24 protein-coding genes, 1 pseudogene and 2 riboswitches are annotated in these 25165 nt (G+C 64.0%); of the genes and pseudogenes, 20 read left to right on the forward strand and 5 right to left on the reverse strand.

From position 1 onward, the window contains the following. Positions 1–36 precede the first annotated feature (36 nt). The 3 genes from PRJ_RS17440 to PRJ_RS17450 are packed head-to-tail and all read left to right on the forward strand — an operon-like array spanning position 37 to position 2475. Entirely contained in the window at positions 37–960 is a 924-nt protein-coding gene (locus tag PRJ_RS17440; RefSeq protein ID WP_104962079.1) for a LysR family transcriptional regulator, read from the forward strand. Positions 961–1008: 48 nt separating this feature from the next. Next, positions 1009–1839, forward strand: a complete 831-nt coding sequence (locus tag PRJ_RS17445; protein ID WP_003250518.1) for an AraC family transcriptional regulator — start codon at positions 1009–1011, stop codon at positions 1837–1839. A gap of 51 nt (positions 1840–1890) precedes the next feature. Then, the gene (locus tag PRJ_RS17450; protein WP_104962080.1) at positions 1891–2475 is read left to right on the forward strand and encodes a LysE family translocator; all 585 of its coding nucleotides are present in this window, start codon (positions 1891–1893) and stop codon (positions 2473–2475) included. Positions 2476–2514: 39 nt separating this feature from the next. Here PRJ_RS17450 and PRJ_RS17455 read toward each other — a convergent pair whose 3' ends face one another. Further along, on the reverse strand, positions 2515–3714 hold the full coding sequence (locus tag PRJ_RS17455; RefSeq protein ID WP_104962081.1) for a sugar transporter: 1200 nt from the start codon (positions 3712–3714) through the stop codon (positions 2515–2517). Between the two features lie 205 nt (positions 3715–3919). On the opposite strand from PRJ_RS17455, the gene PRJ_RS17460 reads away from it, so the two are divergent. Further along, on the forward strand, positions 3920–5236 hold the full coding sequence (locus PRJ_RS17460) for a hypothetical protein (RefSeq protein ID WP_104962082.1): 1317 nt from the start codon (positions 3920–3922) through the stop codon (positions 5234–5236). Between the two features lie 110 nt (positions 5237–5346). On the opposite strand, the gene calA is transcribed toward PRJ_RS17460, so the two are convergent. Then, the gene (gene calA / locus PRJ_RS17465) at positions 5347–6399 is read right to left on the reverse strand and encodes a vanillin reductase (protein WP_104962083.1); all 1053 of its coding nucleotides are present in this window, start codon (positions 6397–6399) and stop codon (positions 5347–5349) included. 181 nt (positions 6400–6580) lie between these two features. Between calA and PRJ_RS17470 the strand changes: the two genes are divergently transcribed. Then, entirely contained in the window at positions 6581–7486 is a 906-nt protein-coding gene (locus PRJ_RS17470) for an AraC family transcriptional regulator (RefSeq protein WP_020193187.1), read from the forward strand. 44 nt (positions 7487–7530) lie between these two features. Here PRJ_RS17470 and PRJ_RS17475 read toward each other — a convergent pair whose 3' ends face one another. Beyond that, on the reverse strand, positions 7531–8130 hold the full coding sequence (locus tag PRJ_RS17475; protein WP_076403271.1) for a TetR/AcrR family transcriptional regulator: 600 nt from the start codon (positions 8128–8130) through the stop codon (positions 7531–7533). A 91-nt stretch (positions 8131–8221) separates the two neighbouring features. On the opposite strand from PRJ_RS17475, the gene PRJ_RS17480 reads away from it, so the two are divergent. Next, positions 8222–8818: an NAD(P)H-dependent oxidoreductase gene (locus PRJ_RS17480; protein WP_064492450.1), complete on the forward strand. Its 597-nt coding sequence runs from the start codon at positions 8222–8224 to the stop codon at positions 8816–8818. Positions 8819–8825: 7 nt separating this feature from the next. Further along, a pseudogene (locus PRJ_RS17485) lies at positions 8826–9521 on the forward strand (TonB-dependent siderophore receptor); the annotation flags it as partial. A 7-nt stretch (positions 9522–9528) separates the two neighbouring features. Here the strand turns inward: PRJ_RS17485 and thpR are convergent. Beyond that, complete coding sequence (thpR, locus tag PRJ_RS17490) at positions 9529–10074, reverse strand: RNA 2',3'-cyclic phosphodiesterase (RefSeq protein ID WP_104962084.1); 546 nt, start codon at positions 10072–10074, stop codon at positions 9529–9531. Positions 10075–10232: 158 nt separating this feature from the next. On the opposite strand from thpR, the gene lpxO reads away from it, so the two are divergent. The 9 genes from lpxO to PRJ_RS17535 all read left to right on the forward strand — a co-directional run bounded on the left by lpxO (position 10233) and on the right by PRJ_RS17535 (position 19719). Further along, on the forward strand, positions 10233–11132 hold the full coding sequence (gene lpxO / locus PRJ_RS17495; protein WP_020193192.1) for a lipid A hydroxylase LpxO: 900 nt from the start codon (positions 10233–10235) through the stop codon (positions 11130–11132). 119 nt (positions 11133–11251) lie between these two features. Continuing rightward, positions 11252–11596 (forward strand): carboxymuconolactone decarboxylase family protein, encoded by a 345-nt coding sequence (locus PRJ_RS17500; protein WP_014591592.1) that lies wholly within the window; start codon positions 11252–11254, stop codon positions 11594–11596. A 78-nt stretch (positions 11597–11674) separates the two neighbouring features. Continuing rightward, on the forward strand, positions 11675–12244 hold the full coding sequence (locus tag PRJ_RS17505; RefSeq protein WP_049587612.1) for a GNAT family N-acetyltransferase: 570 nt from the start codon (positions 11675–11677) through the stop codon (positions 12242–12244). Positions 12245–12399: 155 nt separating this feature from the next. Continuing rightward, positions 12400–12608: riboswitch (cobalamin riboswitch) on the forward strand. 108 nt (positions 12609–12716) lie between these two features. Further along, positions 12717–14843: a TonB-dependent siderophore receptor gene (locus tag PRJ_RS17510; RefSeq protein ID WP_104962892.1), complete on the forward strand. Its 2127-nt coding sequence runs from the start codon at positions 12717–12719 to the stop codon at positions 14841–14843. A 108-nt stretch (positions 14844–14951) separates the two neighbouring features. Continuing rightward, positions 14952–16118: a DUF1624 domain-containing protein gene (locus PRJ_RS17515; RefSeq protein WP_104962085.1), complete on the forward strand. Its 1167-nt coding sequence runs from the start codon at positions 14952–14954 to the stop codon at positions 16116–16118. 28 nt (positions 16119–16146) lie between these two features. Next, a riboswitch (cobalamin riboswitch) is annotated at positions 16147–16345 on the forward strand. Between the two features lie 110 nt (positions 16346–16455). Continuing rightward, complete coding sequence (locus PRJ_RS17520) at positions 16456–17466, forward strand: ABC transporter substrate-binding protein (RefSeq protein ID WP_104962086.1); 1011 nt, start codon at positions 16456–16458, stop codon at positions 17464–17466. Next, a complete protein-coding gene (locus PRJ_RS17525; RefSeq protein WP_019437465.1) occupies positions 17466–18482 on the forward strand; it encodes an iron ABC transporter permease in 1017 nt (338 codons plus the stop codon). The genes PRJ_RS17520 and PRJ_RS17525 overlap by 1 nt, the downstream gene beginning before the upstream one ends. Further along, positions 18479–19267, forward strand: a complete 789-nt coding sequence (locus tag PRJ_RS17530; RefSeq protein ID WP_104962087.1) for an ABC transporter ATP-binding protein — start codon at positions 18479–18481, stop codon at positions 19265–19267. The genes PRJ_RS17525 and PRJ_RS17530 overlap by 4 nt, the downstream gene beginning before the upstream one ends. Before the next feature lie 17 nt (positions 19268–19284). Then, entirely contained in the window at positions 19285–19719 is a 435-nt protein-coding gene (locus PRJ_RS17535; RefSeq protein WP_104962088.1) for a pseudoazurin, read from the forward strand. Positions 19720–19875: 156 nt separating this feature from the next. Here the strand turns inward: PRJ_RS17535 and PRJ_RS17540 are convergent, their stop codons facing one another. Then, complete coding sequence (locus tag PRJ_RS17540; RefSeq protein ID WP_104962893.1) at positions 19876–20373, reverse strand: GNAT family N-acetyltransferase; 498 nt, start codon at positions 20371–20373, stop codon at positions 19876–19878. A 133-nt stretch (positions 20374–20506) separates the two neighbouring features. Here PRJ_RS17540 and PRJ_RS17545 point away from each other — a divergent pair, with 133 nt between their 5' ends. The 4 genes from PRJ_RS17545 (at position 20507) to PRJ_RS17560 (ending at position 25071) form a co-directional block, all read left to right on the forward strand. After that, complete coding sequence (locus PRJ_RS17545) at positions 20507–20986, forward strand: hypothetical protein (protein ID WP_010953367.1); 480 nt, start codon at positions 20507–20509, stop codon at positions 20984–20986. A 59-nt stretch (positions 20987–21045) separates the two neighbouring features. Then, positions 21046–22617 (forward strand): sensor domain-containing diguanylate cyclase, encoded by a 1572-nt coding sequence (locus PRJ_RS17550; RefSeq protein WP_104962089.1) that lies wholly within the window; start codon positions 21046–21048, stop codon positions 22615–22617. A gap of 159 nt (positions 22618–22776) precedes the next feature. After that, entirely contained in the window at positions 22777–23553 is a 777-nt protein-coding gene (locus PRJ_RS17555; protein ID WP_104962090.1) for a ParA family protein, read from the forward strand. Between the two features lie 180 nt (positions 23554–23733). Then, positions 23734–25071 (forward strand): MFS transporter, encoded by a 1338-nt coding sequence (locus PRJ_RS17560; RefSeq protein WP_104962091.1) that lies wholly within the window; start codon positions 23734–23736, stop codon positions 25069–25071. Positions 25072–25165: the final 94 nt, after the last annotated feature.

The raw sequence follows: 25165 nt of genomic DNA on the forward strand, positions 1-25165 counted from the left end.
GCACAATGTAACAACACTTTCATCCCTGGAATGAAAATGCTGCGCATCACCGACCTCGAACTGTTTGCCCGCAGCAGCGTGCTGGGTAGCTTCACTGCCGCTGCCCACGAAGCAGGCCTGCTGCCAGGCCAGGTGGCGGCCGCGATCAAACGCCTGGAGCGCGACCTGGATGTACGCCTGTTCGCCCGCACTACCCGCAGCCTGCGCCTGACCGCCGAGGGCGAGCGCTACCTGCCAACCGCGCTGAATGTGCTGGAAAGCCTGCGCCAGGGCCATGAAGATCTGCATGGCAACCCCAACAGCTTGCGCGGCACCCTGCAGGTATCGGCCCCTTCCGACATGGGCCGCAACATGCTGCTGCCCTGGCTCAGCGCCTTCCGCCGCGACCACCCGGCATTGCAACTGCGCTTCTTCCTCTCCGACCAGATGGCCGACCTCAACCGCGACCCTGTGGATGTGGCCATCCGCTATGGCCTCAACCAGGATGCCAACTACATCGCCCTGCCACTGGCCGAATGGAACCGCCGCGTGCTGGTGGCCTCGCCCGACTACCTGGCCCGCCACGGCCGCCCGCTCACCCCCGACGCGCTGCAACAGCATGCCTGTCTGCTGTACATGCAGCACAGCCGGGTGTACGACAAGTGGCAGTTGGGTAACCGCATCGTGCAGGTGCGTGGGCCGCTGGTCAGTGACGATGCCGACGTCATCCGCCGCCTGGCCATCCAGGGGGAAGGTATCGTCTACAAGTCGTGGCTGGATGTCAGCGCCAACATCGCGGCCGGTGAACTGGAAATCGTCCTGCCCGAATTGATCGGCGAGCCTACCCCGCTGGCCTTGGTCTGCCCTCATCGCAAGCAGCTCACGCCTGCCGTGACGCAATTGCACCTGTGGCTACGCGAACGCTTCGAGGCCCTGCGCGCCCGGGCCCTGACCAACGGCTGCACAATCGTTCCAGACTGAGCCGGGGGCGTTGCGCTAAGGTAGCCATTTACCCCACGGTACTCGTCCATGAGCAACTGGATCGACTTCAAACAAGACGCCGACACCGGCATCGAGTCGGTCCGTGCGCATTTTGTCGGCCATGCCTATGACCCCCACTGGCACGACAGCTTCCTGGTCGGCGTGACCGAGCAGGGCGTGCAGCAGTTCAACTGCCGCCGGGTGCGCCACCGCAGCACGCCGGGGCAGGTATTTTTACTTGAGCCTGGCGACATCCACGATGGCCTGGCGCCCACCGAAGAAGGCTTCACCTATTCGACGTTGTACCTGGAGCCCGCCTGGCTCGACCAACAGCTGCGCGCGCTGTACGAGCACGCGCCGGGCGACAGCCTGCCCAGCTTTGCCGACACCCTGTGCCACGACGAACGCCTGGCGCGGGCCACCGCCCTGGCCTTCCGGGCCGTGCATGACCAGGACTTGCGCATCGTCAGGCAAACGGCCATGGACGATCTGCTGGCCTGCCTGACCCGCCACCTGCACTGGCGCCGCCGCATCAACCCCGACCCGCGCCTGCCGCTGACCGCACAGCGCGCCCGGGACTTCCTGCATGCCAATCTGGAGCGCGACATCGGCCTGGAGGACCTGGCCCAGGCCTGCGGCATCGACCGCTTTCGCCTGACGCGTGCGTTCAAGGCGGCGTTCGGCATTGCACCCCATGCCTACCTGATCCAGCTGCGCCTGGCCCGCGCGCGGCGCCTGCTTGCCCAAGGCCAGACACCTGCCGAAGTGGCCGTGGCGTTGGGCTTTGCCGACCAGAGTCACCTGGGGCGCTGGTTCCGCCGCGCCTACCAGTTGACCCCGGCCGACTACCGCAGGCGCTGCTCAAACCTTCCAGACTGAGTGCCGGCGGGCAGCGAGCATGGTGCTTCGATGTTACGGAGCCCATGAACCATGTCTGAGTCGTTGTTGCCCTTCATTCTGTTTGCCCTGGTATCCAGTATCAGCCCGGGGCCGACCAACCTGTTGATCCTGGCCCATGGCGCCCACCGGGGCCTGCGCGCAAGCCTGGCGCCGATCGTGGCGGCGTGTGGCGCGGCTGCAGCCATTGTGCTGCTCGTCGGGCTGGGGCTGGGCGAACTGCTGCTGCGCTACCCCCTGGCGCAACAGCTGATGAGCTGGGCCGGGGTGCTGTGGCTGAGCAGCCTGGCGTGGAAGATGCTGCGCAGTGCCGCCGCCCCGCTCCACGCGGCCACGGCACAAGGCTTCAGTGCGCTCAGTGCGGCCTCGTTGCAGGTGGTGAACCCCAAGGTGTGGTTGATGGCCGTGGCGGTGGTCGGGGTATTTGCCGCGCCGTCGTTGCCAGTGTGGCAGTTGGCGCTGGTGTTTTGGCTGATCGCTCTGCCGAGCATGGCCGCGTGGGCGGTGTTGGGGGTGGGGAGCGCCCGGTGGCTGCAGGCACCGGGGCGGTTGCGGGTGTTCAACCAGGTATTGGCGGGGGTTTTGTTGATATCGGCATGGGCTGCCGTATTGGCCTGAGCCTCTACTTGACCGACAAGGGGCCTGAGCGGCCTCGGCTCAACGTGTCAACGCCTCGCGAAAACGCCGGGTACTGGCAACGGCCAGTACCAGCCCGACCACTGCCACGCTGCCGCCCACCAGGCCGATATCCGCCACGTTCATCTGGCTGCTGACGATACTGCCCAGCAGCGCACCACCGCCAATGCCGATGTTGTAGATACCCGAGAACAGCGCCATGGCCACATCGGTGGCGTCGGACGCCAGCTTCAGGGTCTTGGACTGCAACGCCAGGCTGAAACTGAGAATGGCCACGCCCCAGAACATGCTCAGCACTGCGAACACATAGAAGTTGCCCGACAGCGGCAACATCAGCAACAGGCACGCGGCGAGTACCCCGATCGAACCCACCAGGAAGCCATGCGGGAAGCGGTCGCTGTAACGGCTGAACAACAACGAACCAAAAACCCCGGCACCGCCGAACAACAGCAGCAACAGTGTGGTGCGGTCGCCGCCGATCTGCGCTACGTGCAGGGCGAACGGCTCGATATAGCTGTAGGCCGTGAACTGCGCGGTAATGACCAGTGTCACCAACAAGTAGGTAATGACCAGTGCCGGGCGCTTGAACAGGACCGGCAGGCTGCGCAACGAACCGGAGTTCTGGCTGGGCAGCAGCGGCAGCGATTTCATCAGGCACAGCATGGTGGCTAGCGCTACCCCGCCAATGCTCAGGAACGTGATGCGCCAGCCCAGTGCCTCGCCCACCACACGGCCCAGCGGGATGCCCAGGACCATGGCCAGGGTAGTACCGGTGGCCAGCAGGCCCAGCGCCTTGGCCTGCTGGCCCGGCGGCGCCACACGCACCGCCAGCGAAGCGGTGATGGACCAGAACACCGCATGCGCCAGGGCAATGCCGATGCGGCTGACCAGCAGCATGGCGAAGCTTTGCGAAAGCCAGGACAGCAAGTGGCTGACAATGAACACCAGGAACACGAACAGCAGCAGACGCCGCCGTTCGATGTTGCGGGTCAGCAACATCATGGGCAACGAGGCCAGTGCCACGATCCAGGCATAGATGGTCAGCATCAGGCCGACCTGGGCAGTGCTCATGTCGAAGCTGCGGCCAATGTCACTGAGCAGCGCCACTGGGACGAACTCGGTGGTGTTGAAAATGAAGGCCGCCAAGGCCAGGGCGATGACGCTCAGCCAGCTGCCGCTGCCCGTTGTGGGCGGCAGGTGTGTGGGTATGGGTCCGTTCATGGGTGGAAACCGCTTCTCCGCAGACAAAGCAACAGGTCGCACGCCAGCCACCCGCTTGCAGGGGGGCCAACGTACGTTTTGTTATGGATAGGAATGCCCGGCATGGTACGCGTCAAGCTGGGGCCTCACAACCGCAGGGCAGGCAGAAGGAGTACCATGCGCGCTTTGTGTGAAACGCGCGTGCAACAAGGAGCCCGATCCGCTCATGGACAAGCAGCACCCCCAGCAGCAGTGGCAGCAGGCAGTCATCACCTATGCCCAGGCCGTCAACGACTACGTCGCGCAGGGCCGTGCGCACGGCTGGGACAACCTCGAAGAGCCGCAGGCACCCGCCACCGAACACCTGCTCGACGCCTGGCTGGCAGCCCTGCAGGCAGCCAACCGCCCTGGCATGGACGAACCGCAGCGTCAGGCATTTCGCGAGGCCTGGCCACCCGCACACCACCCCTTGATACCTATGCTCGAAGACCACGGCCAAGGCATCAGCCATGTCCTGCTGCTGGAAGATGGCAGCCTGCTGGCCCGCATCGGTATGCCTTACGACAAGGGCCAGGTGGTGCGTATCGACCACCATGGGGTAACCCCGGTCATCGGCATCGAACACTTTGGCCGCTGCCCCGCGCGGCGCTACTTCGCCCTGGCCAATGCCGAGGGCGTGCGTGTGACCGATGGCTGGGGCGGCCCGCAAGTGCAACGCCTGGCCTGGCCCACGGGGCTGGAGGGGTTGCCGCCAGGTTACCCGTTCGAGCCGTTCGACCTGCCGCCCACACCGACCGCGTTGATCCCCTTCCCCGATGGCCAGCGAGTACTGCTGGTGAGCGCCGAAGGTATCTTCGTGCTGGCCACTCAAGGTGCGACTCGCCTGCTGCCACAGCAGGCACGCGTGCTCGAAGAGCTGGCCGAGGGCACCGACCCGGACGACATCAGCCTGGGGCTGAGCATGGAGCATGGTGCGGTGTCGGCGGATGGCCGGCTGATCGTCGTGGGTGAGCAAGGCAGCCGACATCTTGTTCTGGACGAACGACTCAAGCCGCTGGCGCACATCGGCCCGGGCAGTGAATACCCGCACTTTGCCTTGTTCAACCGCGCGGGTGACCAGTTGATCGTCAATGCCTGCCATTTCTACAGCGGTGCCACGCTGGCCGTGAGGGTGGCAGACCTGCACGGGCTGGATACCGATTACTACAGCCAGGACCCGCGTACCCCGCTGGTGCAGGATGGCGCAAGGGTGTATGCGGGGGTTGCGCGCGATGGCGAGTACATCGTAGGGGATGCCTATGGCTACCTGCGGGCGTTTGGCGAAGAGGGTACCGAGCATTGGCAGCATTACCTGGGCTCGACCATCAGTGCGATGGATATCAGCGCCGACGGGCAAACGCTGGTGGCGGCGAGCCATGCGGGGGTTATTTCGGTGATTGCGCTGGATAGCGGGCGGCCCGAGTGGCAGATCGGTACCGGGGCGCACGGCGAGGTGCGGCGATGGTTGTTCTGGAAGGCCTGGGACAAGCCGATGGCCTGGTAAAACGGCTGCATCGGTGCTGCCTGTGCGGGCCCCACCGCGCGCAAGCCCTACATCACCCCTGTGTAGGAGCGGGCTTGCCCGCGAAGAGGCCCGTACAGGCAACCGATCCATCAGCCCTGTAACGTGGCCATGTCGATCACGAACCGGTACTTCACATCCCCGGCAATCATCCGCTCATAGGCCTGGTTGATGTTGCGGATATCCAGCATCTCGATATCGCAACGGATGTCGTGCTCGGCGCAGAAGTCCAGCGCTTCCTGAGTCTCGGCAATCCCCCCGATCAACGACCCCGCCAGCACTCGGCGCTTCATCACCAGATTGGCCGCATGCAATGCCGGGTCGATCGGTTCGATCAGGCCGACCAGGATGTGCACACCGTCGAACTTCAGCGTTTCCAGGTACGGGTTGAGGTCGTGCTGCACCGGAATGGTGTCGAGCAGGAAATCGAAACGACCGGCAGCGGCGCGCATCTGCTCGGCATCGGTGGAGACGATCACATGGTCGGCCCCCTGGCGACGCGCTTCCTCGGCCTTGGCTTGGGAGCGCGTAAACAGGGTCACTTCCGCACCCAGGGCCTTGGCCAGTTTGATGCCCATGTGACCCAGGCCGCCCATGCCGAGGATGCCGATCTTGTGGCCCGGGCCAACGCCGTGGTGCTTGAGCGGCGAATAGGTGGTGATGCCGGCACACAGAATAGGTGCAGCGCTGGGCAGGTCCATGCCGGCCGGTATGCGCACCACGAAGTGCTCGCTGACCACGATGCTGCTGGAGTACCCGCCCATGGTGTTGCTGCCGTCGACCCGGTCCGGGGTGGCGTAGGTCATGGTCGGGCCTTCGAGGCAATATTGCTCCAGGTCCTTGGCGCAGGCTTCACAGGTACGGCACGAGTCGACCATGCAGCCGACGCCCACCAGGTCACCGACCTTGTGCGCGGTGACCTTGTCGCCCACCGCCGTGACCCGGCCGATGATCTCGTGGCCCGGCATCAGCGGGTACACGGCAATGCCCCATTCGTTGCGCGCCTGGTGGATGTCGGAGTGGCACACGCCGCAGTACAGGATGTCGATGGCGACATCATCCGGGCGCGGGCTGCGGCGTTGGAACGTCATGGGGGCCAGGGGGCTGGTGGGGGTTTGAGCGGCATAACCGATGGCGGTATACATGCAGGGCCTCGCAGTGAAGTGAAACGATTCAGGCGACGCATTTTGCGCGTCGTTCGCCGCCTCGCCCACGGCTGATTCTCCGGCATGCATGCCTGATTCTACGAAGATACCAAGCCATAGCTGGCGCCACGCCCTCAATCTGCGATGATCAAGCTGTCTGATTCTCTGCCCTTGGTCCACCATGCAACTGACCCGTCACGTCGATGCCAATGCGCCGCTCTGCTCACTGATCCGCAGCCTCACCACGCGCCCGGGCTTCGTGCCCACCCTCCTGCCCCAGGTGCAGGTGTTGAGCTGGGACCACTATGTGGCCAGCAGCCCACAGATTTACGAACCCAGCCTCATGATCGTGGCCCAGGGCAGCAAGCTGGCACGCCTGGGGCCGCGTACCCTGGAGTACGGTGCAGGGCATTACCTGGTGCAGGCGTTGTCGGTGCCGTTCATGTGTGAAACCTTTGCCACCCGCGAGGCGCCGCTGTTGGGCGTGGCGGTGGGCATCGACCGTGGCGTGCTGGGCGAGTTGGTGCAGAGCATGGGCCTGGCACCGGACGCTGAAGTGCAGGCGCAAACCCCGCAATCGATGACCTCGGCGGCACTGGATGCACCCATGCGCGAAAGTGTGGAACGGCTGCTGCACTGCCTGCACGACCCGCTTGACGCCAAGGTACTGGGCCCGGCGCGCGTACGCGAGGTGCTGTATACCGCGCTGCGCGGCCCGCAGGCCGGTGTGTTGCGAGCACTGGTGGAGCAACAGGGGCACTTCGCCCGCATCGGCGCCGCCCTCGCCCACCTGCGCGAGCACTACGCCGAGCCGCTGAGCGTGGAGGCATTGGCCGCGCGGGCCAACATGAGCGTTTCGACCTTCCATGAACACTTCAAGCGCTGCACCGACATGGCGCCGATGCAGTACCTGAAGCGCTTGCGGCTACTCAAGGCGCAGCAGATGCTGATTGGCGAAGGCCTGGGCGTGGCACAGGCTGCGCACCGGGTGGGCTATCAGAGCACCTCGCAGTTCAGCCGCGAGTACAAGCGCCAGTTCGAACGCAGCCCGGGGGATGAACAGCCCTATCAGAGCTTGCCTGTGTAGCGAAGCCAGTTTATCAAGCCTGCCCACACACAGTGGTCGGCGCTTCATGTTTGCCGTTCGACCATGGCGATAATTGCGGCCTTGAGCTCAGCCTTGGCCTGCCCGGCCTCCAGTTCCCCTGCTGCAGCCGCCTGGGACAGTGCATCCGCTGCCCCCACCAGCAGGCGCATGCCGGCAACCCCTACATTGCCGCTGGGCGAAAACCCGGCCAAGGCTTCGCGGCACTTGTCCAGGAACGGCTGCTCGTACGCCCGCTTCAGCGCCTCCATTTCCGGCGACCCGGCCAGCGCTGCCGACACCCCAGGTATCTCCCGGCCCTGGCTCATTACGCAGTCCACGTAGGCCTCGGCGATCACCCGGGCGCGGCTGGCCAGGCTGGCTTCACAGCTGGCCAAGGCTCGCGCCAGCATCTGCGACTGACGCGCATCGTATTCCTGGTACAGCGCTACCAGCAGCCCGTTGCGGGTCTCGAAATGGTCGTAGACCACCGGCTTGGTCACCCCCGCCTGTTCGGCCAGGCGGCCCAGGCTCAAGGCATCGGTACCCTCCTCCCGCACCAATTGCCAGGCCATATCCAGCAACTGTCTGCGTCGGTCGTCGCGGCTCAGGCGCTTGCGGGAACGTGCTTGATCATCGCTTGACATCGATTACCTACCAAAAGTAACTTACTAAGCGTAACTTACCTGGAGTATATAACGCTTCAGGCTACCCTGCATCCTTGAATGGAGAGCCACCATGCACGCTCTGATCGTCGTCGGTCACCATGACCCGCAATCCCTCACCCACGCGCTGGCCCGGCAGGTTGCCGACGGCCTGGCCAGCGTCGGCCACAGCAGCGAAATCGCCGACCTGGCCAGCGAAGGCTTCGACCCCCGCTTCAGCCTGGCAGACCATGCCGTGCACCGCCGGCTGGCAGCACCGCCGGCCGATGTACTCAACGAGCAGGCACGCATCGAGCGCGCCGATGCCTTGGTGCTGGTCTATCCGATCTACTGGTGGTCGCTGCCGGCCTTGCTCAAGGGCTGGGTCGAGCGGGTATTCAGCAACGGCTGGGCGTTCGACTATGAAGGGGGCACCACGGTCAAGAAATTGCGCGGCATGAAGGTTCACCTGGTCGGCATTGCAGGTGCCGATACAGGCACCTTCGAGCGGCATGGCTATGGCGAGGCGATGCGCGTGCAGATCGAGCACGGCATCTTCGACTATTGCGGCGCAGAAGTACTCAGTTCCACATTGCTGGATGACAGCGAAGGGGCTGACCAACTTCCCCACTTGCACCACGCACACGCTTTGGGCAAAAAACTGTTTGCAGATTGCCAGGCCGCAGCCTGAACCGGCACAGTACCCCTGGTACGCTAGCTACACCGACGTGTTCGTACCGCAAACCGAACGCGCCGTGGGCAATGCGCCGCTCAAACCGGTGATCGGCAGCAACTACGAAACGGGCTTGAAGGGCGAACTGCTCGACGGCCGGGTCAACGCCTCGATCGCACTGTTTCGCTACGACCAGGAAAACCGCGCCGTCACCGACGTAGCCTCGGGCTTCGCCTGCGATGGCTGGTACTGCTCCACCGCAGCGGGCAAGGTGCGCAGCCCAGGCGTTGAAGCCGAAATCAGCGGCGAAGTGCTGAGTGGCCTGCAGCTGTTCGCAGGCTACACCTACAACACCACCAAGTTCCTCGATGACCCTGACGAGAAAGGCCGCACCTTCAGCCAGTGGACACCCAAGCACATGCTGCGTGCATGGGCCGATTACACCCTGCCACTGGACGGCCAGCGCTGGAGCACCGGCCTGGGCTTCACCACCCAGAGCCACACCCTCGGCTACGAGCGTACCTACACCGTGCCTGGCTATACCGTGTGGAGCGCACGCCTGGCGTACCAGCTAACCCCCGAAGTGAACCTTGCCGTCAACGCCAACAACCTGTTCGACAAGAAGTACTGGGTTGCAGGCTTCAACCAGCTCAATGGCAGCAACAACTATGGCGAGCCACGCAACTTCATGCTGACAGTGAAATACACCCCGCAGCTCTGACCCCGGGTCAGCCTGCCAGCGGCCACTGCGCCAAGGGCCAGTAAGCGCCCTTGCGTGACTCGTAAAGCGTGAAGTGGCGCGCGCTGAGGTAGAACTCCGGCGCGCTGCTGGCCTCGGGTGGTTGCCCGCGGTAATCCCTGGACAGGGTCAAGTGTGGCCGATACTCACGGTTGGCCGCCTCCACCCCCAACGGCAGCAGGGCCTGCTGCAAGCCGTACACCAGTTGCAACAGGGCTGGCGGTGTCTGCTGTGGCTCCAGCACCAGCGCGCCGGCCCGCTGCCACACCTGCAAGCGGTCAAGTAGAAGCCGCGGTGCTCTGGCCGGCAGCGCCAGTTGATCGACTGCCGCACAGATCGCAGGCACCTGGGCGGTATCTACATCACCGAGGAACAGCAGCGTGACGTGGAAGTTGGCCGCCGGCACCGGCTTACCGCTGCGCAGGTTCAGCCCGCGCCGCCACTGGGCCAGGTCACGGCGCTGGGCGTCGCTGACCGGCAAGGCGAAGAACAGCCGCTTGAACGGGCTACCGCTGGGACGTATATCCTGAACCATACAAACTCCCTGACATGAAACGTTTGCGCAAGACGGTAGGGTATTACACCAATGTCGCCCCGCAGTTTCATAACAATAAGTACAAACTGCCCCCATGATTGTTTATGCTGGCGGGCTCATGCCATGGCGCATGACCATTTTTCGACAAGTAAACGTCCATGAAAATTGCACTCGTACTTATCTTCGCCCTCTCGATCGCCTATGTTCACCTGCGCGGTCGGGTTCGCCACAAGCTGACTCGCCAGCTGGGCGACCACTCCAGCTTCCTGGCTCCGATCAACAGCTTCCTGTACCTGTTCTCCAAACACCCGGCCAAGCCCTACCTGCCGGTCGAGGCCTTTCCAGAACTGAAACCGCTGCAGGACCACTGGCAGGAGATCCGTGAGGAAGGCCGCCAGTTGCTGCACGTAGGCGAAATCAAGAAATCCGACAATTACGATGACGTCGGTTTCAACTCGTTCTTCAAGACCGGCTGGAAGCGCTTTTACCTGAAGTGGTATGGCGAAAGCCACCCGTCGGCAATGGCTCTTTGCCCACGCACGACTGAGCTGCTGCAAGGCATCGGCACGGTCAAGGCCGCCATGTTCGCCACCCTGCCTCCGGGAGCCAAGCTGGTGCGCCACCGTGACCCGTATGCCGGTTCGTACCGCTACCACCTGGGCCTGGACACGCCGAATGACGACGGCTGCTACATCGACGTGGACGGCGAGAAATACGCCTGGCGCGATGGCGAGGGGGTGATCTTCGACGAAACCTACATCCACTATGCAGCCAACACCACCGAGCACAACCGCATCATCCTGTTCTGCGACGTCGAGCGCCCGCTCAAGTACCGCTGGGCAACCGCGTTCAACCGCTGGTTCAGCCGCAACGTGATGGCAGCTGCCGCTGCGCCCAACGACGCCAGCGACAAGACCGGTGGCATCAACCGCCTGTTCACCCGCATCTACAAGATCCGCGAGCGTGGCAAGGCGCTGAAGAAGCGCAACCGCATGCGCTACTACCTGGAAAAATGGGCAGTGGTCGCGGCGTTGGTGCTGGTGTTCATCTACATCTGAAGGCTGAAAGCAGGCCCCTGTACGAGTGGCCTGCGTTTACCCACCAAAGTACCGCCTCGCACGTGCCACGTTTCGACTAGCCTGAAAGCTCCACTCGCAACCACCCCAAGGTGAAGACGATGAGCATGATGGACTGGGACGCCTACCGTAAGCAGTTGATGGCCGGCATCGGCGATCTCAAGCAACTCTCCCCCGACACCGTAGCCGGCTACATGACCGCCAGCGGTGCAGGTGCCAAGACCAACCACCTGGATGCCAAGACCCGCGAGCTGATTTCCTTGGCCGTGGCTGTGACCACCCGCTGCGACGGCTGTATCGCCGTGCATTCGCAGCAGGCCGTCAAAGCGGGTGCCAGCCGCGAGGAAATTGCCGAGGCCCTCGGCGTGGCCGTGGCCATGAACGCCGGTGCCGCGCTGGTGTACTCCGCCCGTGCAATGGACGCGGTGGGCAAGGCCAACGGTTGAGCACAAACGGCGTCGTCGCCCTTGCGCGACGGCGCCGCGCCACCCAGACTGAGCGGCTAACCCCGCGCAGGAACCCGCATGATCCACATTCGCCCCATGACGCCGGACGATTTCGATCGTTTCTGGCCCACCTTCCAGGCCATTGTCCAAGCCCGTGAAACCTACGCTTTCGATCCGGCCCTGAGCTTCGAACAGGCGCGCCAGCTGTGGCTGGAGCTGCCCTTGCACACGCTGCTGGCCGAAGAAGATGGCGAGCTACTGGGTTCGTATTACCTCAAGCCCAATGCTGCCGGGCCTGGTGCGCATGTGGGCAATTGCGGCTACATGGTCTGCGAACAGGCGCGCGGCCGGGGCGTAGCGCGCTTGATGTGCGAACACTCGCAAAAGCTGGCGCGCCAGGAAGGCTTTCTGGCATTGCAGTTCAACTCGGTGGTAGCCAGCAACGAAGTGGCCGTGGCGCTATGGCACAAGCTGGGCTTTGAAACAGTCGGACGTTTGCCCAAGGCCTACCGTCATGCCCGCCTGGGGCTGGTGGACTGCCTGGTGATGTACAAGTGGCTGGCGGATGAGCCGGTGGTGGAAAAGCCACCCCTGCTGATCGGGCGCAAGAACATCGAGGCACGGGTATCGCGGCGCCGCGGGCGCTAGCCATTTCAGGCAAGCCTGCCTTCCCGGCAAGCTCATCACGCTGGGGCCTGATGTTCTTGCCAAAGGGGTATCGGCACCGCAAGAACGCACAACCTGTTGTTTTTTCTCAGCATTCACAGCACGCCAACATTTGACGCCCCAGCATTTCAGTGGTCAGATGCGCGCCAGTTTCAGGTGCCCTGCGCCGCCGCGCGCAGGGTGAAACGGGAAACCGGTGCGTCGTGTTGCCCACGACAAGTCCGGTGCTGCCCCCGCAACGGTAAGCGAGCGAACCCTTCGAGATACCACTGTGCTCAAGCATGGGAAGGTGAAGGTTTCATGCCCCTCGCAAGCCCGGAGACCGGCCTGGAGCTTCACTTGGCAACCCGCGGTGGGCGGGCGCAGGCCGGAATCCGTGCGCGCGCCTGCCTGCATGGTTCGCCTTTGCGTGTTTTCCACCGGGATCCATTCATTCCTGCAGCAGTGGAACGACATGTCCCGTATGTTCAAGCTTCACCCCCTGGCGGCCTGCCTGGCCGTCGCCCTGCCGGCGCTGGCTGATGACCACGACCCGCAGCCTCTGGCCCTGCCTTCCACGGCCATCACCGACACCCAGGACAACCGCGCCATCGACCTGGCCACGCCGACCCAGGCCGGCTCGCGCCTTGGCCTCAGCGCCCTGGAAACACCGGCCAGCACCAGCAGCATCAGCGAACGGCAGATTCAGCAGCGCAACAACATCACGGTGCAGGATGCAGTGACCCGCTCGCCGGGCATCACCTTCGTCGGCTCCCCGGGGGACGGCGGTACTGGCCTGTCTGCCCGCGGCTTTGCCGGCCACAGCTCGGTGATGACCCTGTTCGACGGCGCGCGCCTGTACACCGGTGCCGGCACCCAGACCTTCCCGGTCGACCCGTGGATGGTCGAACGCATCGAGGTGATTCGCGGCCCGGCCTCGGTCCTCCATGGCGAAGGCGCCACCGGCGCAGTGATCAACGTGATCCCGAAAAAACCTTTTGCCGGCGAGGTGCGCAACCACCTGCGCCTGGGTTACGGCTCGTGGGACCGCCAGCAGCTCGGCCTGGACAGCGGCGGCAGCCTCAGCGAGCGCCTGAGCTACCGCCTGACGCTGAACCAACAGGCCGGCAATGGCTGGGTCGACCGCACCGCTTCACGTAGCCTGGCCCTGAGCGCCGCGCTGCGTTTCGACGCCAGTGATGACCTTAGCTTCACGCTGGCCCATGACCGCGGGGATGCACAACCTGCCAACTACTACGGTACCCCGCTGATCGACGGCCACTACCGCAGCAGCCTGCGCAAGAAGAACTACAACGTGCAGAACGACGTGCAGCAGTACGTTGATGAATGGACCCGGCTCACGACCGACTGGGCGCTGAACGACCAGCTCAGCGCCAGCAACCAGCTGTACTACATCAAAAGCCGCCGCCACTGGCGCAACGCCGAGGACTACAGCTGGGACACCGGGCGTGAGCAGCTGCTGCGCGGCAGCTACCTGGAGATCAAGCACAACCAGGAACAGTTCGGTGACCGCCAGACCTTCACCTTCGACCACAGCCTGTTCGGCCTGGCCAGCAGGACCGTACTCGGTACCGAGTACAACAAGGTGCGATTCAACGTCGACAGCAATTCACCCTACAACGATGTGGGCGGCGACTACATCGACCCGTGGCAGCCACAGCCAGGCTGGTTTCACAGCGCCTCGCCGTTGCGGCCGCAAACGCTCTCGACCACCCATACCTTTGCCCTGTTTGCCGAAAACCGCCTGCAATTGAGTGATCGCCTGTCTTTGGTTACCGGTGTGCGTCGCGACCAGAACCACATCGACCGCAACAACCTGACCAACGACAGCCGCAGCGATCGCAGCCTGCAAGGGGGCAACTGGCGCGTCGGGCTGGTGTACGCACTCAACGACGACCTGTCGTTGTACGGCCAGTACTCGACCAGCGAGGACGGGGTCAACAACCTCATCAGCCTCAGCCCCGCGCAGATGAACTATGACCTGACCGAGGCGAAGCAGACCGAGGCTGGCCTCAAGCAGCGCTTTTGGCAGGGACGTGGCGAATGGACGCTTGCCGCCTACCACATCGTCAAGAAAAAGCTGCTGGTGGACGACCCGATCACGCACGAAAAGCAACAAGCCGGGCAGCAAACCTCCGATGGCCTGGAAGCGACGCTGGAGCTGGCCCTGGCCCATCAGTGGCAGGTATCGGCCAACGCATCGCTGGTACGCGCCAAGTACGACGACTTCGACGAAATGGTCGGCGGCATGCCGCAGGACCGGGCAGGCAACCGGCCGGCCAACGTGCCACGGCGTACCGCCAACCTTTGGTTGAGCAAAGGCTTCGGCCAGCAGGTGGAGGCCGGCATTGGGGCGCGCTATGTGGATGAGCGTTATGCCGATACCGCCAATACCCAGAGCGCCCCCGGGTACACCGTGGTCGATGCCAACATCGCCTGGCAGGTGTTGCCGGATGTGAAGTTGGGGTTGCAGTTGAACAACCTGTTCGATCGCGAGTATGTGCAGTCGGCGTTCAGCGGGCAGCAGTGGTTGATGGGGATGCCGCGGTCGTACTTCGCGACGGTGGATTACAGCTTCTGACCTGAATACCCCTTCACAGCACGGATGCACAAAAACCGCTACCAACCCGTCACTTGCTGGTTATAAGATAACGTTCTATATGACATTCATTACTATTAGCGTCTACCCATGACAAGCGCCATCGCCACGCCCACTCTGATCACCCAGCGCCTGCAGAGCATCGATGCCCTGCGCGGCCTGGTGATCCTGTTCATGCTCCTGGACCATGTCCGCGAGACTTTCCTCCTACACCGCCAGGTCAGCGACCCCATGGCCATCGACACCACGGAACCGGCGCTTTTCTTCAGCCGCACCCTCGCCCACCTGTGTGCGCCTGTGTTCGTTCTGCTGACCGGCCTGTCGGCCTGGCTGTATGGCGAGAAGCATCAGGGCCGTGGCGACGTCTCGGCGTTCCTGTTCAAACGGGGGCTGTTCCTGGTGGTGCTGGAGTTCACCCTGGTCAACTTCGCCTGGACCTTCCAGTTGCCCCCCAGCGTGATCTACCTGCAAGTGATCTGGGCCATCGGCGTCAGCATGATCGCCCTGTCGCTGCTGGTGTGGCTGCCGCGCGCCGCACTGCTCGCCCTGGGCGCCAGCATCGTCGCCGGCCACAACCTGCTCGACGGCCTGCACTTTGGCGTGGATTCAGCCCTGCATGTGCCGTGGGCAATCCTGCATGATCGCGGCTGGCTGGCGTTTTCCGAAAACCTGCACCTGCGCACGTCTTACCCGGTGCTGCCGTGGATCGGCGTCATCGCCCTGGGCTACGGCCTGGGCCCCTGGTTCGCCCGCGGCAGCGATGCCGGCCAACGCCAGCAACACCTGCTGGTGGCGGGTTTGCTCGCGCTGCTTGGCTTTGTCCTGCTGCGCATGTTCAACGGTTACGGTGAGGCACCGTGGAGCGGTTACCCAACCTTCACGCAAACCCTGATGAGCTTCTTCAACATCACCAAATACCCACCGTCGCTGCTGTTCCTGACCCTGACCCTGGGCTGCGGCCTGTTGTTGTTGCGCGCGTTCGAACGGGCCGGCCAGGCGCGCTGGATCACTGCCCTGGCGGTGTTCGGTGCGGCACCGATGTTCTTCTACCTGCTGCACCTGTATGTGCTGAAGCTGCTGTACCTGGCCTGCGTGGGGCTATTCGGGCTCAACCATGGCGACTACTTCGGTTTCGACGGTATTGCAGCGGTGTGGCTGGGCGCGGTGCTGCTGGCGGTTGCGCTGTACCTGCCGGTGCGTGGGTTCGCCCGCCTGAAGCAGCGCCGCCGCGACATCCGTTGGCTGAAGTACTTCTGAAAAGCGTTTTCACCTGGCGGCGCGATGGTCTACCATGCGGGCCGCCGGTTTCCACCACGGAACTAACAGGGAATCCCAGGCCTGCCAATACAGGCCAATCGGAACTGCCCCCGCAACTGTAGGTGCCGAGCCTGCTCCATCGATGCCACTGGGCCTACCGCCCGGGAAGGCCGGAGCCGGGCCGTGACGCACCAGTCAGGAGACCTGCCGGCCTACATTCACCAACCGGCGGGGTGTCCGGGATTGGCCATCCGTGTTGCCCCGGCCACCCGCTGGGGCTCGGCGATGCCTGTCCGTGCGTTCCTCACCAGAACTGTCCGATAGGAGATCGCCCAGCATGCTGCCCCGTTTCGCCACCCTGCTCGCGGGCCTAAGCCTCACTGGCCTGGCCCAGGCCGCTGCCACCCACTATCCGCTGACGGTCGACAACTGCGGCAAGCCGCAGGTTTTTGCCCAGGCGCCGCAGCGCGCCGTCACCATCGGCCAGGCCGGTACCGAGCTGCTCTATGCCCTGGGGCTGGGTGACAAGCTGGCGGGCACCTCGCTGTGGTTCAACAATGTATTGCCTGAATACCAGGCGGTGAACGCCAAGGTGCCGCGCCTGGCCGACAACGACCCCAGCTTCGAGGCGGTGGTCGGCAAGCGCCCGCAGCTGGTCGCGGCGCAGTTCGAATGGATGGTCGGTGCCCAGGGTGTGGTCGCCACCCGCGAGCAGTTCGATGAGCTGAAGATCCCCACCTACGTGCTGCCATCGGACTGCGAGGGCAAGGACAACCTGGTCGGTGCAGACGGCACCCGCCTGCAAGCGTTCCAGGTAGACAGCATCTACAAGAGCGTCAGCGAACTGGCCGAGATCTTCGACGTTCAGGACCGCGGCGCGGTACTGAACGCCGAATTGCAAGGGCGCCTCAACAGCGCCAGGGCACAACTGACCGGCAAGGACCTGTCGGCAACTTCGGCGCTGTTCTGGTTCTCAAGCGCCGACCTGGACATCGACCCCTATGTGGCCGGCCGCCAGGGTGTCGCCGACTTCATGCTGCGCACCCTCGGTGTGCGCAACGTGGTCGAGTCCAGCGAAGAATGGCCAAGCGTAGGCTGGGAAACCTTGGCCAAGGCCAATCCGACCTGGCTGATCATCGCGCGCATGGACCGCCGCCGTTTCCCCGCCGACGACTACCAGAAAAAGCTCGAATTCCTGCGCAGTGACCCGGTAACCCGCAACATGGACGCGGTGAAGCACGACCGCATCATTATCCTCGACGCCGACGCCATGCAGGCCGGCATCCGCCTTTTCCGCGGCGTGCAGACGCTGTCCACGGCCTTCGCCAGCGGTAAAGCAGCCCCGTGATGATCCGCCTGTTACCCTGCATCGCAGTTGCCCTGGCCGCCCTGTTGGCCGCCCTGCTGGCCGGGACCGCCATCGGCGAAACCAACCTGTCGCCCAGCGTGGTCGGCCAGGTGCTGGCCAACCACCTGTGGCAAGCCGCCTACCCGGTGGACCCGATCGACGCCGGCATCGTCTGGAACTACCGCCTGACCCGCACCCTGGTCGCGGCCGCTTGTGGCGCCGGGCTGGCCACCTGCGGTGTCATCCTGCAGGCGATGTTGCGCAACCCACTGGCCGAGCCCTACCTGCTGGGGCTGTCTGCCGGCGCCTCGACCGGCGCGGTACTCGTCGGCCTGCTGGGCCTGGGTAGCCTGGCATTAAGCATGTCCGCAGGGGCTTTCATCGGTGCCGGGGCCGCATTCGCCCTGGTGCTGGTGCTGGCCCGCGCGGCCGGCCCGAGCAGCAACAATGCACAAGTAATCCTTGCCGGTATCGCCGGCTCGCAGCTGTTCAATGCACTGACCGCCTTCCTGATCACCAAGTCGGCCACCGCCGAACAGGCGCGCGGCATCCTGTTCTGGCTGCTGGGCAACCTGAGCGGCGTGCGCTGGCCTTCGGTGTGGCTGGCCGTACCGGTGGCGGTTTTCGGCTTGCTGGTGTGCCTGTGGCATCGCCGTGCGCTGGATGCCTTCACCTTCGGTGCCGATTCGGCCGCCTCGCTGGGCATCCCGGTGCGGCGCACCCAGTTGCTGCTGATCAGTTGTGCAGCGCTGGTGACGGCGGTGATGGTGTCCATTGTCGGCGCCATCGGTTTTGTCGGGCTGGTTATCCCCCATGCCCTGCGCCTTCTGCTCGGCCCAGGGCACAGCCGTCTGTTGCCCGCCAGCGCACTGGGCGGTGCGCTGTTCCTGATTGCGGCAGACATTCTTTCGCGCACGCTGATCACCGGCCAGGTGATCCCGGTGGGCGTGGTTACGGCGCTGATCGGTGCCCCCGTATTCGCCCTGATTCTGGTCAGCCGTCGGGGGCGCCCATGACCGCCATGGCAGCTGTTCGCATCCCTCCGCTGGCCTGCCATGGGCTGGGGCTGCAACTGGCCGGCAATACCGTGCTCAGCGATATCGACCTTCGCGTTGTCGCCGGTGAAACCCTGGGCATCGTCGGCCCCAACGGCTCGGGTAAATCCTCGCTGTTGAAGTTGCTGGCAGGGCTGCGCAAACCCGCCTGCGGCAGCGTGCAGCTCCTGGGTGAGCCACTGGCACAGATGCCCCGCCGCCGTGTTGCCCAGGCGCTGGCGCTGGTCGAGCAGCAGGCCGACACCCTCGATGCGATCAGTGTGTTCGACGCGGTTGCCTTGGGCCGCACGCCGTGGCTCTCGGCCCTGGCACCGTTCTCCCGGCAAGACTGCGCCATCGTCGAGCAAGCCCTGGCCGACCTCGACGCCCTGCACCTGCGCACGCGCCTGTGGGGGTCGCTGTCCGGTGGCGAGCGCCAGCGTGTGCACATCGCCCGCGCGCTGGCCCAACGGCCGCAGGTGCTGCTGCTGGACGAACCGACCAACCACCTGGACATCCAGCATCAGCTAAGCCTGCTGCAACAAGTGCAGGCGCTGCCGGTTACCACCCTGGTGGCGCTGCATGACCTCAACCAGGCGCTGACCTGCGACCGTGTCGCGGTTCTCGACAAGGGCCGTCTCGTCGCCCTCGGCAAACCCTTCGAAGTGCTTACCCCAGAGCGCCTGCTGAACACCTTCGGCGTCCACGCCCACTACCTCACCGACCCTTTCGACGGCGTGCGCATCCTGCGCTTTCGCGCCCCCTGAACCTGGTAGCCCTGCCCATGCTGTTGCGCCCTGTCACCCTGCTGCTCGCCAGCACCCTGCTTGCCCCGACCGCACTGGCCGAAGTGCATGAAGTGAAAATGCTCAACCGTGGCAGCGACGGCGCCATGGTCTACGAGCCTGACCACTTGCGCATTGCCCCCGGCGACAGCGTGCGCTTCCTGCCGAGCCACAGCGGGCATAATGCCGCCAGCGTGGCGGGCCTGCTACCCACCGGTGCCGAACCCTTCAAGAGCAAGCTGAACCAGCCGTTCGAGCACACCTTCAACGTGCCGGGCGTATACGGTATCCAGTGCATTCCACACATGGCCATGGGCATGGTCATGGTGATCCAGGTCGGTGACGCGCCTGCAGCCGAATTGCCGGCCAGCTTGCCGGCGCGGGCCAAAGCCCGCTTTGCCGCACAGTTGCAAAAGCTCGAGGCCGGGCAGTGAGGCGGCTATTCGGGCCGCTCACACCCTGGCCGGCTCCGCCCAGTTGTGAAGCATTGGCTATACCCAGGATGGCAACTGGAACCTTCTCAACCGCAGTGCGTTCGACCCAGTGACCCAGGGCGCGATCTTCATCGCCAATAGGCACGTTCCCACAGGTCAGCGTAATCGCAACTGCATGTGCGTGGTCTGCCACACCGGGTCCTGCTCCACATCCACCACCGTGAAGCCTTGCCGCTCCCAGAACGCAATGGCACCTGGCAGAAACGGATGAGTATGCAAGTAAAGGCAGTCGAAGCCGGCTTGCATCGCCCGTTCGCGCAAGGCACCAAACAAGGCAGCAGCCAGGCCATGCCTGCGGTAGGCCGGCAACACGAACAGCCGCACCACCTCGACTACCCGCTCTGCGCGGTAATCAAGCTGGGCAAAGCGATGGTCATAGGGCAAGTAACCGATCACCGCAACCAGCCGCCCACCCTCACGGGCTTCCAGAAAGCAGCCGGCGCCGTCCAGGTAAGTGTCGGCGAAATGCGCCAGGTCACGCGGCAAGGGTGCGTTGGCGAGCATCGGAAAAAGCGCGCGGCGAGCGCTGTCGACAAACGCCAGCACTTCGGCAATGGCGTCACGCGCCACGGGTCGCAGGGTCCAGTTCGGCATCGGGCTGTTGCCAGTGTGGTTGGGAGCGTAGGGTTCTACCGCAGCGTGCCGCTCAAGGCAAATCACGGGGCTCGTCGCGGCAAGGCGGACATCGGTATAATCAGCAGTCTTCACTGCCCGACCAGGCCACACCATGCCTCGCCTCCCGAAGTTGCTGTTACCCCTGTTGCTGGCTGCTGCACTCACCGCCTGCGACCAGAAACCCTCCCGTGAAGAACAGATCCTCAGCCAGCTGCCGCTGCAGGACGCCTACACGCACAACATCGAGCGCATGTCCGCGCTGCTGGGCCGCAGTCATCCGCAGTTGTCGCAAGCGACCATCCAGGACGTACTGCGCAAGCACCTCACCGTCGAGGACCAGCGCCGGGACCTGTTCCGCCTGTACAGCGAAAAGAACTTCAGCGACGCCGAATTCGCCACCATCGTCGCCGCCACCCAGGACCCAGCCAAAGCTCGCGCCCTGGAAGACACCGAAGCCGGCAAACGCTTGAGCGAAAAACTCACCGCCCTGATGCGCGAAACCGCCCGCGATGTGAACGTGCAGGCCTTGGTCGAGCAGCGCATGCAACGGGTGGAAGACGAACTTGAGGCGCTGGACAATGCAGGCTCTTGAGCGCTGCTGGCCAAGGTAACTTCCGTTCAGCCGCCCTTTACGATCACCCGAGGTCAGGATTGACACACACCAAGCATGGATTGCGCCTGGATCTACGTACACTCATTCTGGTGCTCTGCGCCCTCACCGCAGTGGTCATGCTGTGCGCCAGCTATTTCGCCAGCTACCGGGTGCAGCGCCAGCTATTGATCGACAATGCCCTGGAAGCCAACCGGGTGTATGCGACAAAGCTGGCCAGCATCACCGAAACCTTCATAGGCAATGCCTTGCAGCAACTGATGTTCAGCGCCAGCGTACAAAGCCGGCAGTTGAGCGATGCCGCTGCGCTGCAGGTGGAAAGCGACCGCCTACTGGGCCAGAGCATGGCCTTCAACTCCACCTTCGTGATCGATGCCAACGGTGTACTGCTGGCAGTATCCCCCGCCCCGCTACGCCACCTGGTCGGCACCCACGTGCAGTCACCCGGCGCTCTGGAAGCCCTGCACGAACGCCGTCCACTGGTTTCCACGCCCTACCTGTCGGCGGCCGACAACCTGGTGGTGGCGCTGTCGCAACCCATTTTCGATCGCAACGGCCGCTACCTGGGGTATGTGGGTGGCAGCCTGTACCTGCGTGAACGCAACATCCTCAACAGCCTGCTGGGCGAGCATTTCTACAAGGACGGTTCGTACCTGTATGTGGTCGACCGCAACCGACGCCTGCTGTACCACCCCCGTAGCGAGCGGGTAGGCACGGTGGTGGAGGGCAATGCGCTGGTCGACCAGATGGAGACACTGGACAGTGGTACCCGGCAGCTGACCAATAGCCTGGGCGTGGAAATGCTCGCTGGCTTCGCCACTGTGCCCAGCGCCGGCTGGGGCGTGGTAGCGCAGCAGCCCTTGGCGCAGACGGTGGCGCCGTTGCACCATCTGGTGCTGAACGTGATCGCCAGTTCGGCGCCCTTGGCGCTGGTTGGCAGCCTGCTGCTGTGGTGGCTGGCCCGTACCATCGCCCGCCCGCTGTGGAAACTCGCCGCCGGTGCCCGCACGATGGACCGCGCCGGTACCGCCGAGCATTTGCATCAGGTGCGGGCCTGGTACTTCGAGGCGGCAGAGCTCAAGCGCGCGTTGCTGTTCAGCCTGAACTTGCTGCAAGAACGTATCGGCCGGCTCAATCGGGACGCCCAGACCGATCCGCTGACCGGCCTGGGCAACCGCCGCAGCCTGGAAATCAGCCTGTCGTTACTGGAGGCTGAAAACCGGGAGTTTGCAGCCATTGCGCTGGATATCGACCACTTCAAGCGGATAAATGATAGCCATGGACACGACGTGGGCGACCAGGTACTGCGCCAACTGGCGGAGATCATGCGCCGTTGTTGCCGCGAGGGCGATCTGTTGTGTCGCACCGGCGGCGAGGAGTTCCTGATATTGCTGCCTGGGGCCACCCTGAACGTGGCGGCCGCGGTGGCCGAACGGTTGCGGGTGACCGTACAGGAGATGCCGGTGGAATCGGTGGGCGCCGTGACGATTTCGCTGGGGGTGACGCACTGGGATGGCGAGACTCATGGCGAGCCCATGAACGCACTGGGCGAGGCTGACCGGGCGCTTTACCGGGCCAAGCAAGAGGGGCGCAACCGGGTCGCTTTTGCCTGAACGTCTTGTGTTGTACCCATCGGGCGGGCTTGCCCGTGAAAATGCCGGTACAGGCAACGATGATTCGGTGGCTTGTAACAATTCCTGTCATAAAACTGCAGCGTTTCAGTCATAGGATTGACCCCGACCTGACATTTTTACTTCATGGATGAGCGTCTCATGCGTCGTGTGGTTTTCAATCAGAAAGGTGGCGTCGGCAAATCCAGCATCGCCTGCAACCTCGCCGCTGCCAGCGCCGCCGAGGGCTACCGAACCTTGCTGGTCGACCTCGACCCGCAGGCCAATGCCACCTTCTACCTCACCGGGCTGGTCAACGACACCATTCCACCCGGCATCGCCGACTTCTTCCGCCAGACCTTGTCGCCGGTTACCGCCGCCGGCAAGAAGCACCGCGTGGCAATCACCGAAACCCGCTACAACAACCTGCACCTGGTCACCGCCAGCCCAGACCTCAGCGACCTGCAAAGCAAGCTGGAGAGCAAGTTCAAGATCAACAAGCTGCGCAAGTTGCTGGTGGCACTGGAAGAGGACTATGAGCGGATCTACATCGACACCCCACCCGCACTGAATTTCTACACCTTCAGCGCGCTGGTGGCGGCCGAGCGTCTGTTGATTCCGTTCGACTGCGACAGTTTCTCGCGCCAGGCCCTGCACAGTGTCATGGCCGAGGTCGAAGAACTGCGCCAGGACCACAACCCCGCGCTGCAGGTGGAAGGTGTGGTGGTCAATCAGTTCGCCGGCCGCACCGCGCTGCACCAGACCCTGGTCGAGCAGCTGCGCAACGAAGGCATGCCGGTGCTGCCGGTGTACCTGAGCAGTTCGATCAAGATGCGTGAATCGCACCATGCCTCGGTGCCATTAGTGCATTTGGCGCCGCGGCATAAACTTGCCCTGGAGTTCATCGACTTGCTGGATGTGCTTGAGCGTGCGGCCTGACAGGCCGTTGGGGGCACTCCGGCTATAACCTGCTGCACCGGTCGAATCAGGTATACCGAGGTCGCCCTCGACAAAGCGCCTTGCAGCGCTCGGCTATCTACTGGCAAGCACAATAACGATGGCGCGGCCCTACTGCGCCACTTTCAACATGGCTGCCAAAGGAAACCGGAGAGCACCCGCATGTCCGCACATCATGAGGTATCCCCCGCCACCCTGCGCAGGGTGATTGCCGCTTCGGCCATCGGCAACTTCGTCGAATGGTTCGACTTCGCCGTGTACGGCTTTCTCGCCACGCTGATCGCCAGCCAGTTCTTCGCCAGCGAAGACGCCAGCGTGGCCTTGCTCAAAACCTTCGCGGTGTTCGCCGTGGCCTTTGCGCTGCGCCCTTTGGGTGGCATCGTCTTCGGCGCCTTGGGCGACCGCCTGGGACGCAAGCGCATCCTGTCGCTGACCATCTTGCTGATGGCCGGCTCCACCACGTTGATCGGCCTGCTGCCGACCTACGCCAGCATCGGCCTGGCAGCCCCGGCGCTGCTGACCCTGGCCCGCTGCCTGCAGGGGTTTTCTGCCGGTGGCGAATATGCCGGGGCCTGCGCCTACCTGATGGAGCACGCGCCTGACGACAAGCGCGCCTTTTATGGCAGCTTCGTACCTGTGTCGACCTTTTCCGCCTTTGCCTGCGCAGCGGTGATCGCTTATGGCCTGGAGGCCAGCCTGTCGACCGAGGCGATGAATGCCTGGGGCTGGCGCATTCCGTTCCTGATTGCCGCACCGCTGGGACTGGTCGGCCTCTACCTGCGCTGGCGCATGGAAGAAACCCCGGCGTTCCGCGAAGCCGTCGCCCAGGGCAAGGAGCACGAGCATTCACCGCTGAAGGAAACCCTGCGCCACCATGGCCGAGTCATTCGCAACCTGGGGGCGTTCATTTCGCTGACCGCGTTGTCGTTCTACATGTTCACCACCTACTTCGCGACCTACCTGCAACTGGTCGGCAACCTGACCCGTGCGCAGTCACTGCTGGTGACCACCGTGGCCCTGCTGTTCGCCGCCGTGGGCTGCCCGCTGGCCGGGGCATTCTCGGACCGGGTGGGGCGACGCAAGACCATCGGCTTTACCTGCCTGTGGGTGATGCTTTGCGTGTTCCCGGCGTACTGGCTGGCCAGCTCTGGCTCGATGTCGGGTGCGCTGCTGGGGGTGATCCTGCTCGCGGTGGGGGCATTGTGCAGCGGCGTGGTTACCGCAGCATTGCTGTCGGAAAGCTTCCCTACCCGTACCCGCTACACCGCTTCGGCGATTACCTACAACGTGGCCTACACGCTGTTTGGCGGCACAGCACCGCTGGTGGCAACCTGGCTCATCGCACAGACCGGCAGCAGCCTGGCACCGGCGTTCTACCTGGTGGTGATTGCGCTGGTGGCGTTGGTGGGCGGGTTGGCGTTGCCGGAAACATCGCGGATTTCTTTGCATGAGGACGTAGGCGTGGACGGTGTGCGGGCTGGAGCCCGAAGGACCGTTTAAGCGTTCTGGGGCTGCCTTGCAGCCCCACATTCACAAATGTCTTCCTGCTGCCTTTCACGCCAATCCCCCTGAAGAAGTTCGATAATCGCCCACT

This window comes from Pseudomonas sp. XWY-1, assembly GCF_002953115.1.
Lineage (GTDB): Bacteria > Pseudomonadota > Gammaproteobacteria > Pseudomonadales > Pseudomonadaceae > Aquipseudomonas > Aquipseudomonas alloputida.

Coding starts and splice junctions, on each gene's coding strand:
- PRJ_RS17440 (WP_104962079.1), top strand. CDS start 37: ATGCTGCGCATCACCGACCTCGAACTGTTTGCCCGCAGCAGCGTGCTG.
- PRJ_RS17445 (WP_003250518.1), top strand. CDS start 1,009: ATGAGCAACTGGATCGACTTCAAACAAGACGCCGACACCGGCATCGAG.
- PRJ_RS17450 (WP_104962080.1), top strand. CDS start 1,891: ATGTCTGAGTCGTTGTTGCCCTTCATTCTGTTTGCCCTGGTATCCAGT.
- PRJ_RS17455 (WP_104962081.1), bottom strand. CDS start 3,714: ATGAACGGACCCATACCCACACACCTGCCGCCCACAACGGGCAGCGGC.
- PRJ_RS17460 (WP_104962082.1), top strand. CDS start 3,920: ATGGACAAGCAGCACCCCCAGCAGCAGTGGCAGCAGGCAGTCATCACC.
- calA (WP_104962083.1), bottom strand. CDS start 6,399: ATGTATACCGCCATCGGTTATGCCGCTCAAACCCCCACCAGCCCCCTG.
- PRJ_RS17470 (WP_020193187.1), top strand. CDS start 6,581: ATGCAACTGACCCGTCACGTCGATGCCAATGCGCCGCTCTGCTCACTG.
- PRJ_RS17475 (WP_076403271.1), bottom strand. CDS start 8,130: ATGTCAAGCGATGATCAAGCACGTTCCCGCAAGCGCCTGAGCCGCGAC.
- PRJ_RS17480 (WP_064492450.1), top strand. CDS start 8,222: ATGCACGCTCTGATCGTCGTCGGTCACCATGACCCGCAATCCCTCACC.
- thpR (WP_104962084.1), bottom strand. CDS start 10,074: ATGGTTCAGGATATACGTCCCAGCGGTAGCCCGTTCAAGCGGCTGTTC.
- lpxO (WP_020193192.1), top strand. CDS start 10,233: ATGAAAATTGCACTCGTACTTATCTTCGCCCTCTCGATCGCCTATGTT.
- PRJ_RS17500 (WP_014591592.1), top strand. CDS start 11,252: ATGAGCATGATGGACTGGGACGCCTACCGTAAGCAGTTGATGGCCGGC.
- PRJ_RS17505 (WP_049587612.1), top strand. CDS start 11,675: ATGATCCACATTCGCCCCATGACGCCGGACGATTTCGATCGTTTCTGG.
- PRJ_RS17510 (WP_104962892.1), top strand. CDS start 12,717: ATGTCCCGTATGTTCAAGCTTCACCCCCTGGCGGCCTGCCTGGCCGTC.
- PRJ_RS17515 (WP_104962085.1), top strand. CDS start 14,952: ATGACAAGCGCCATCGCCACGCCCACTCTGATCACCCAGCGCCTGCAG.
- PRJ_RS17520 (WP_104962086.1), top strand. CDS start 16,456: ATGCTGCCCCGTTTCGCCACCCTGCTCGCGGGCCTAAGCCTCACTGGC.
- PRJ_RS17525 (WP_019437465.1), top strand. CDS start 17,466: ATGATCCGCCTGTTACCCTGCATCGCAGTTGCCCTGGCCGCCCTGTTG.
- PRJ_RS17530 (WP_104962087.1), top strand. CDS start 18,479: ATGACCGCCATGGCAGCTGTTCGCATCCCTCCGCTGGCCTGCCATGGG.
- PRJ_RS17535 (WP_104962088.1), top strand. CDS start 19,285: ATGCTGTTGCGCCCTGTCACCCTGCTGCTCGCCAGCACCCTGCTTGCC.
- PRJ_RS17540 (WP_104962893.1), bottom strand. CDS start 20,373: ATGCCGAACTGGACCCTGCGACCCGTGGCGCGTGACGCCATTGCCGAA.
- PRJ_RS17545 (WP_010953367.1), top strand. CDS start 20,507: ATGCCTCGCCTCCCGAAGTTGCTGTTACCCCTGTTGCTGGCTGCTGCA.
- PRJ_RS17555 (WP_104962090.1), top strand. CDS start 22,777: ATGCGTCGTGTGGTTTTCAATCAGAAAGGTGGCGTCGGCAAATCCAGC.
- PRJ_RS17560 (WP_104962091.1), top strand. CDS start 23,734: ATGTCCGCACATCATGAGGTATCCCCCGCCACCCTGCGCAGGGTGATT.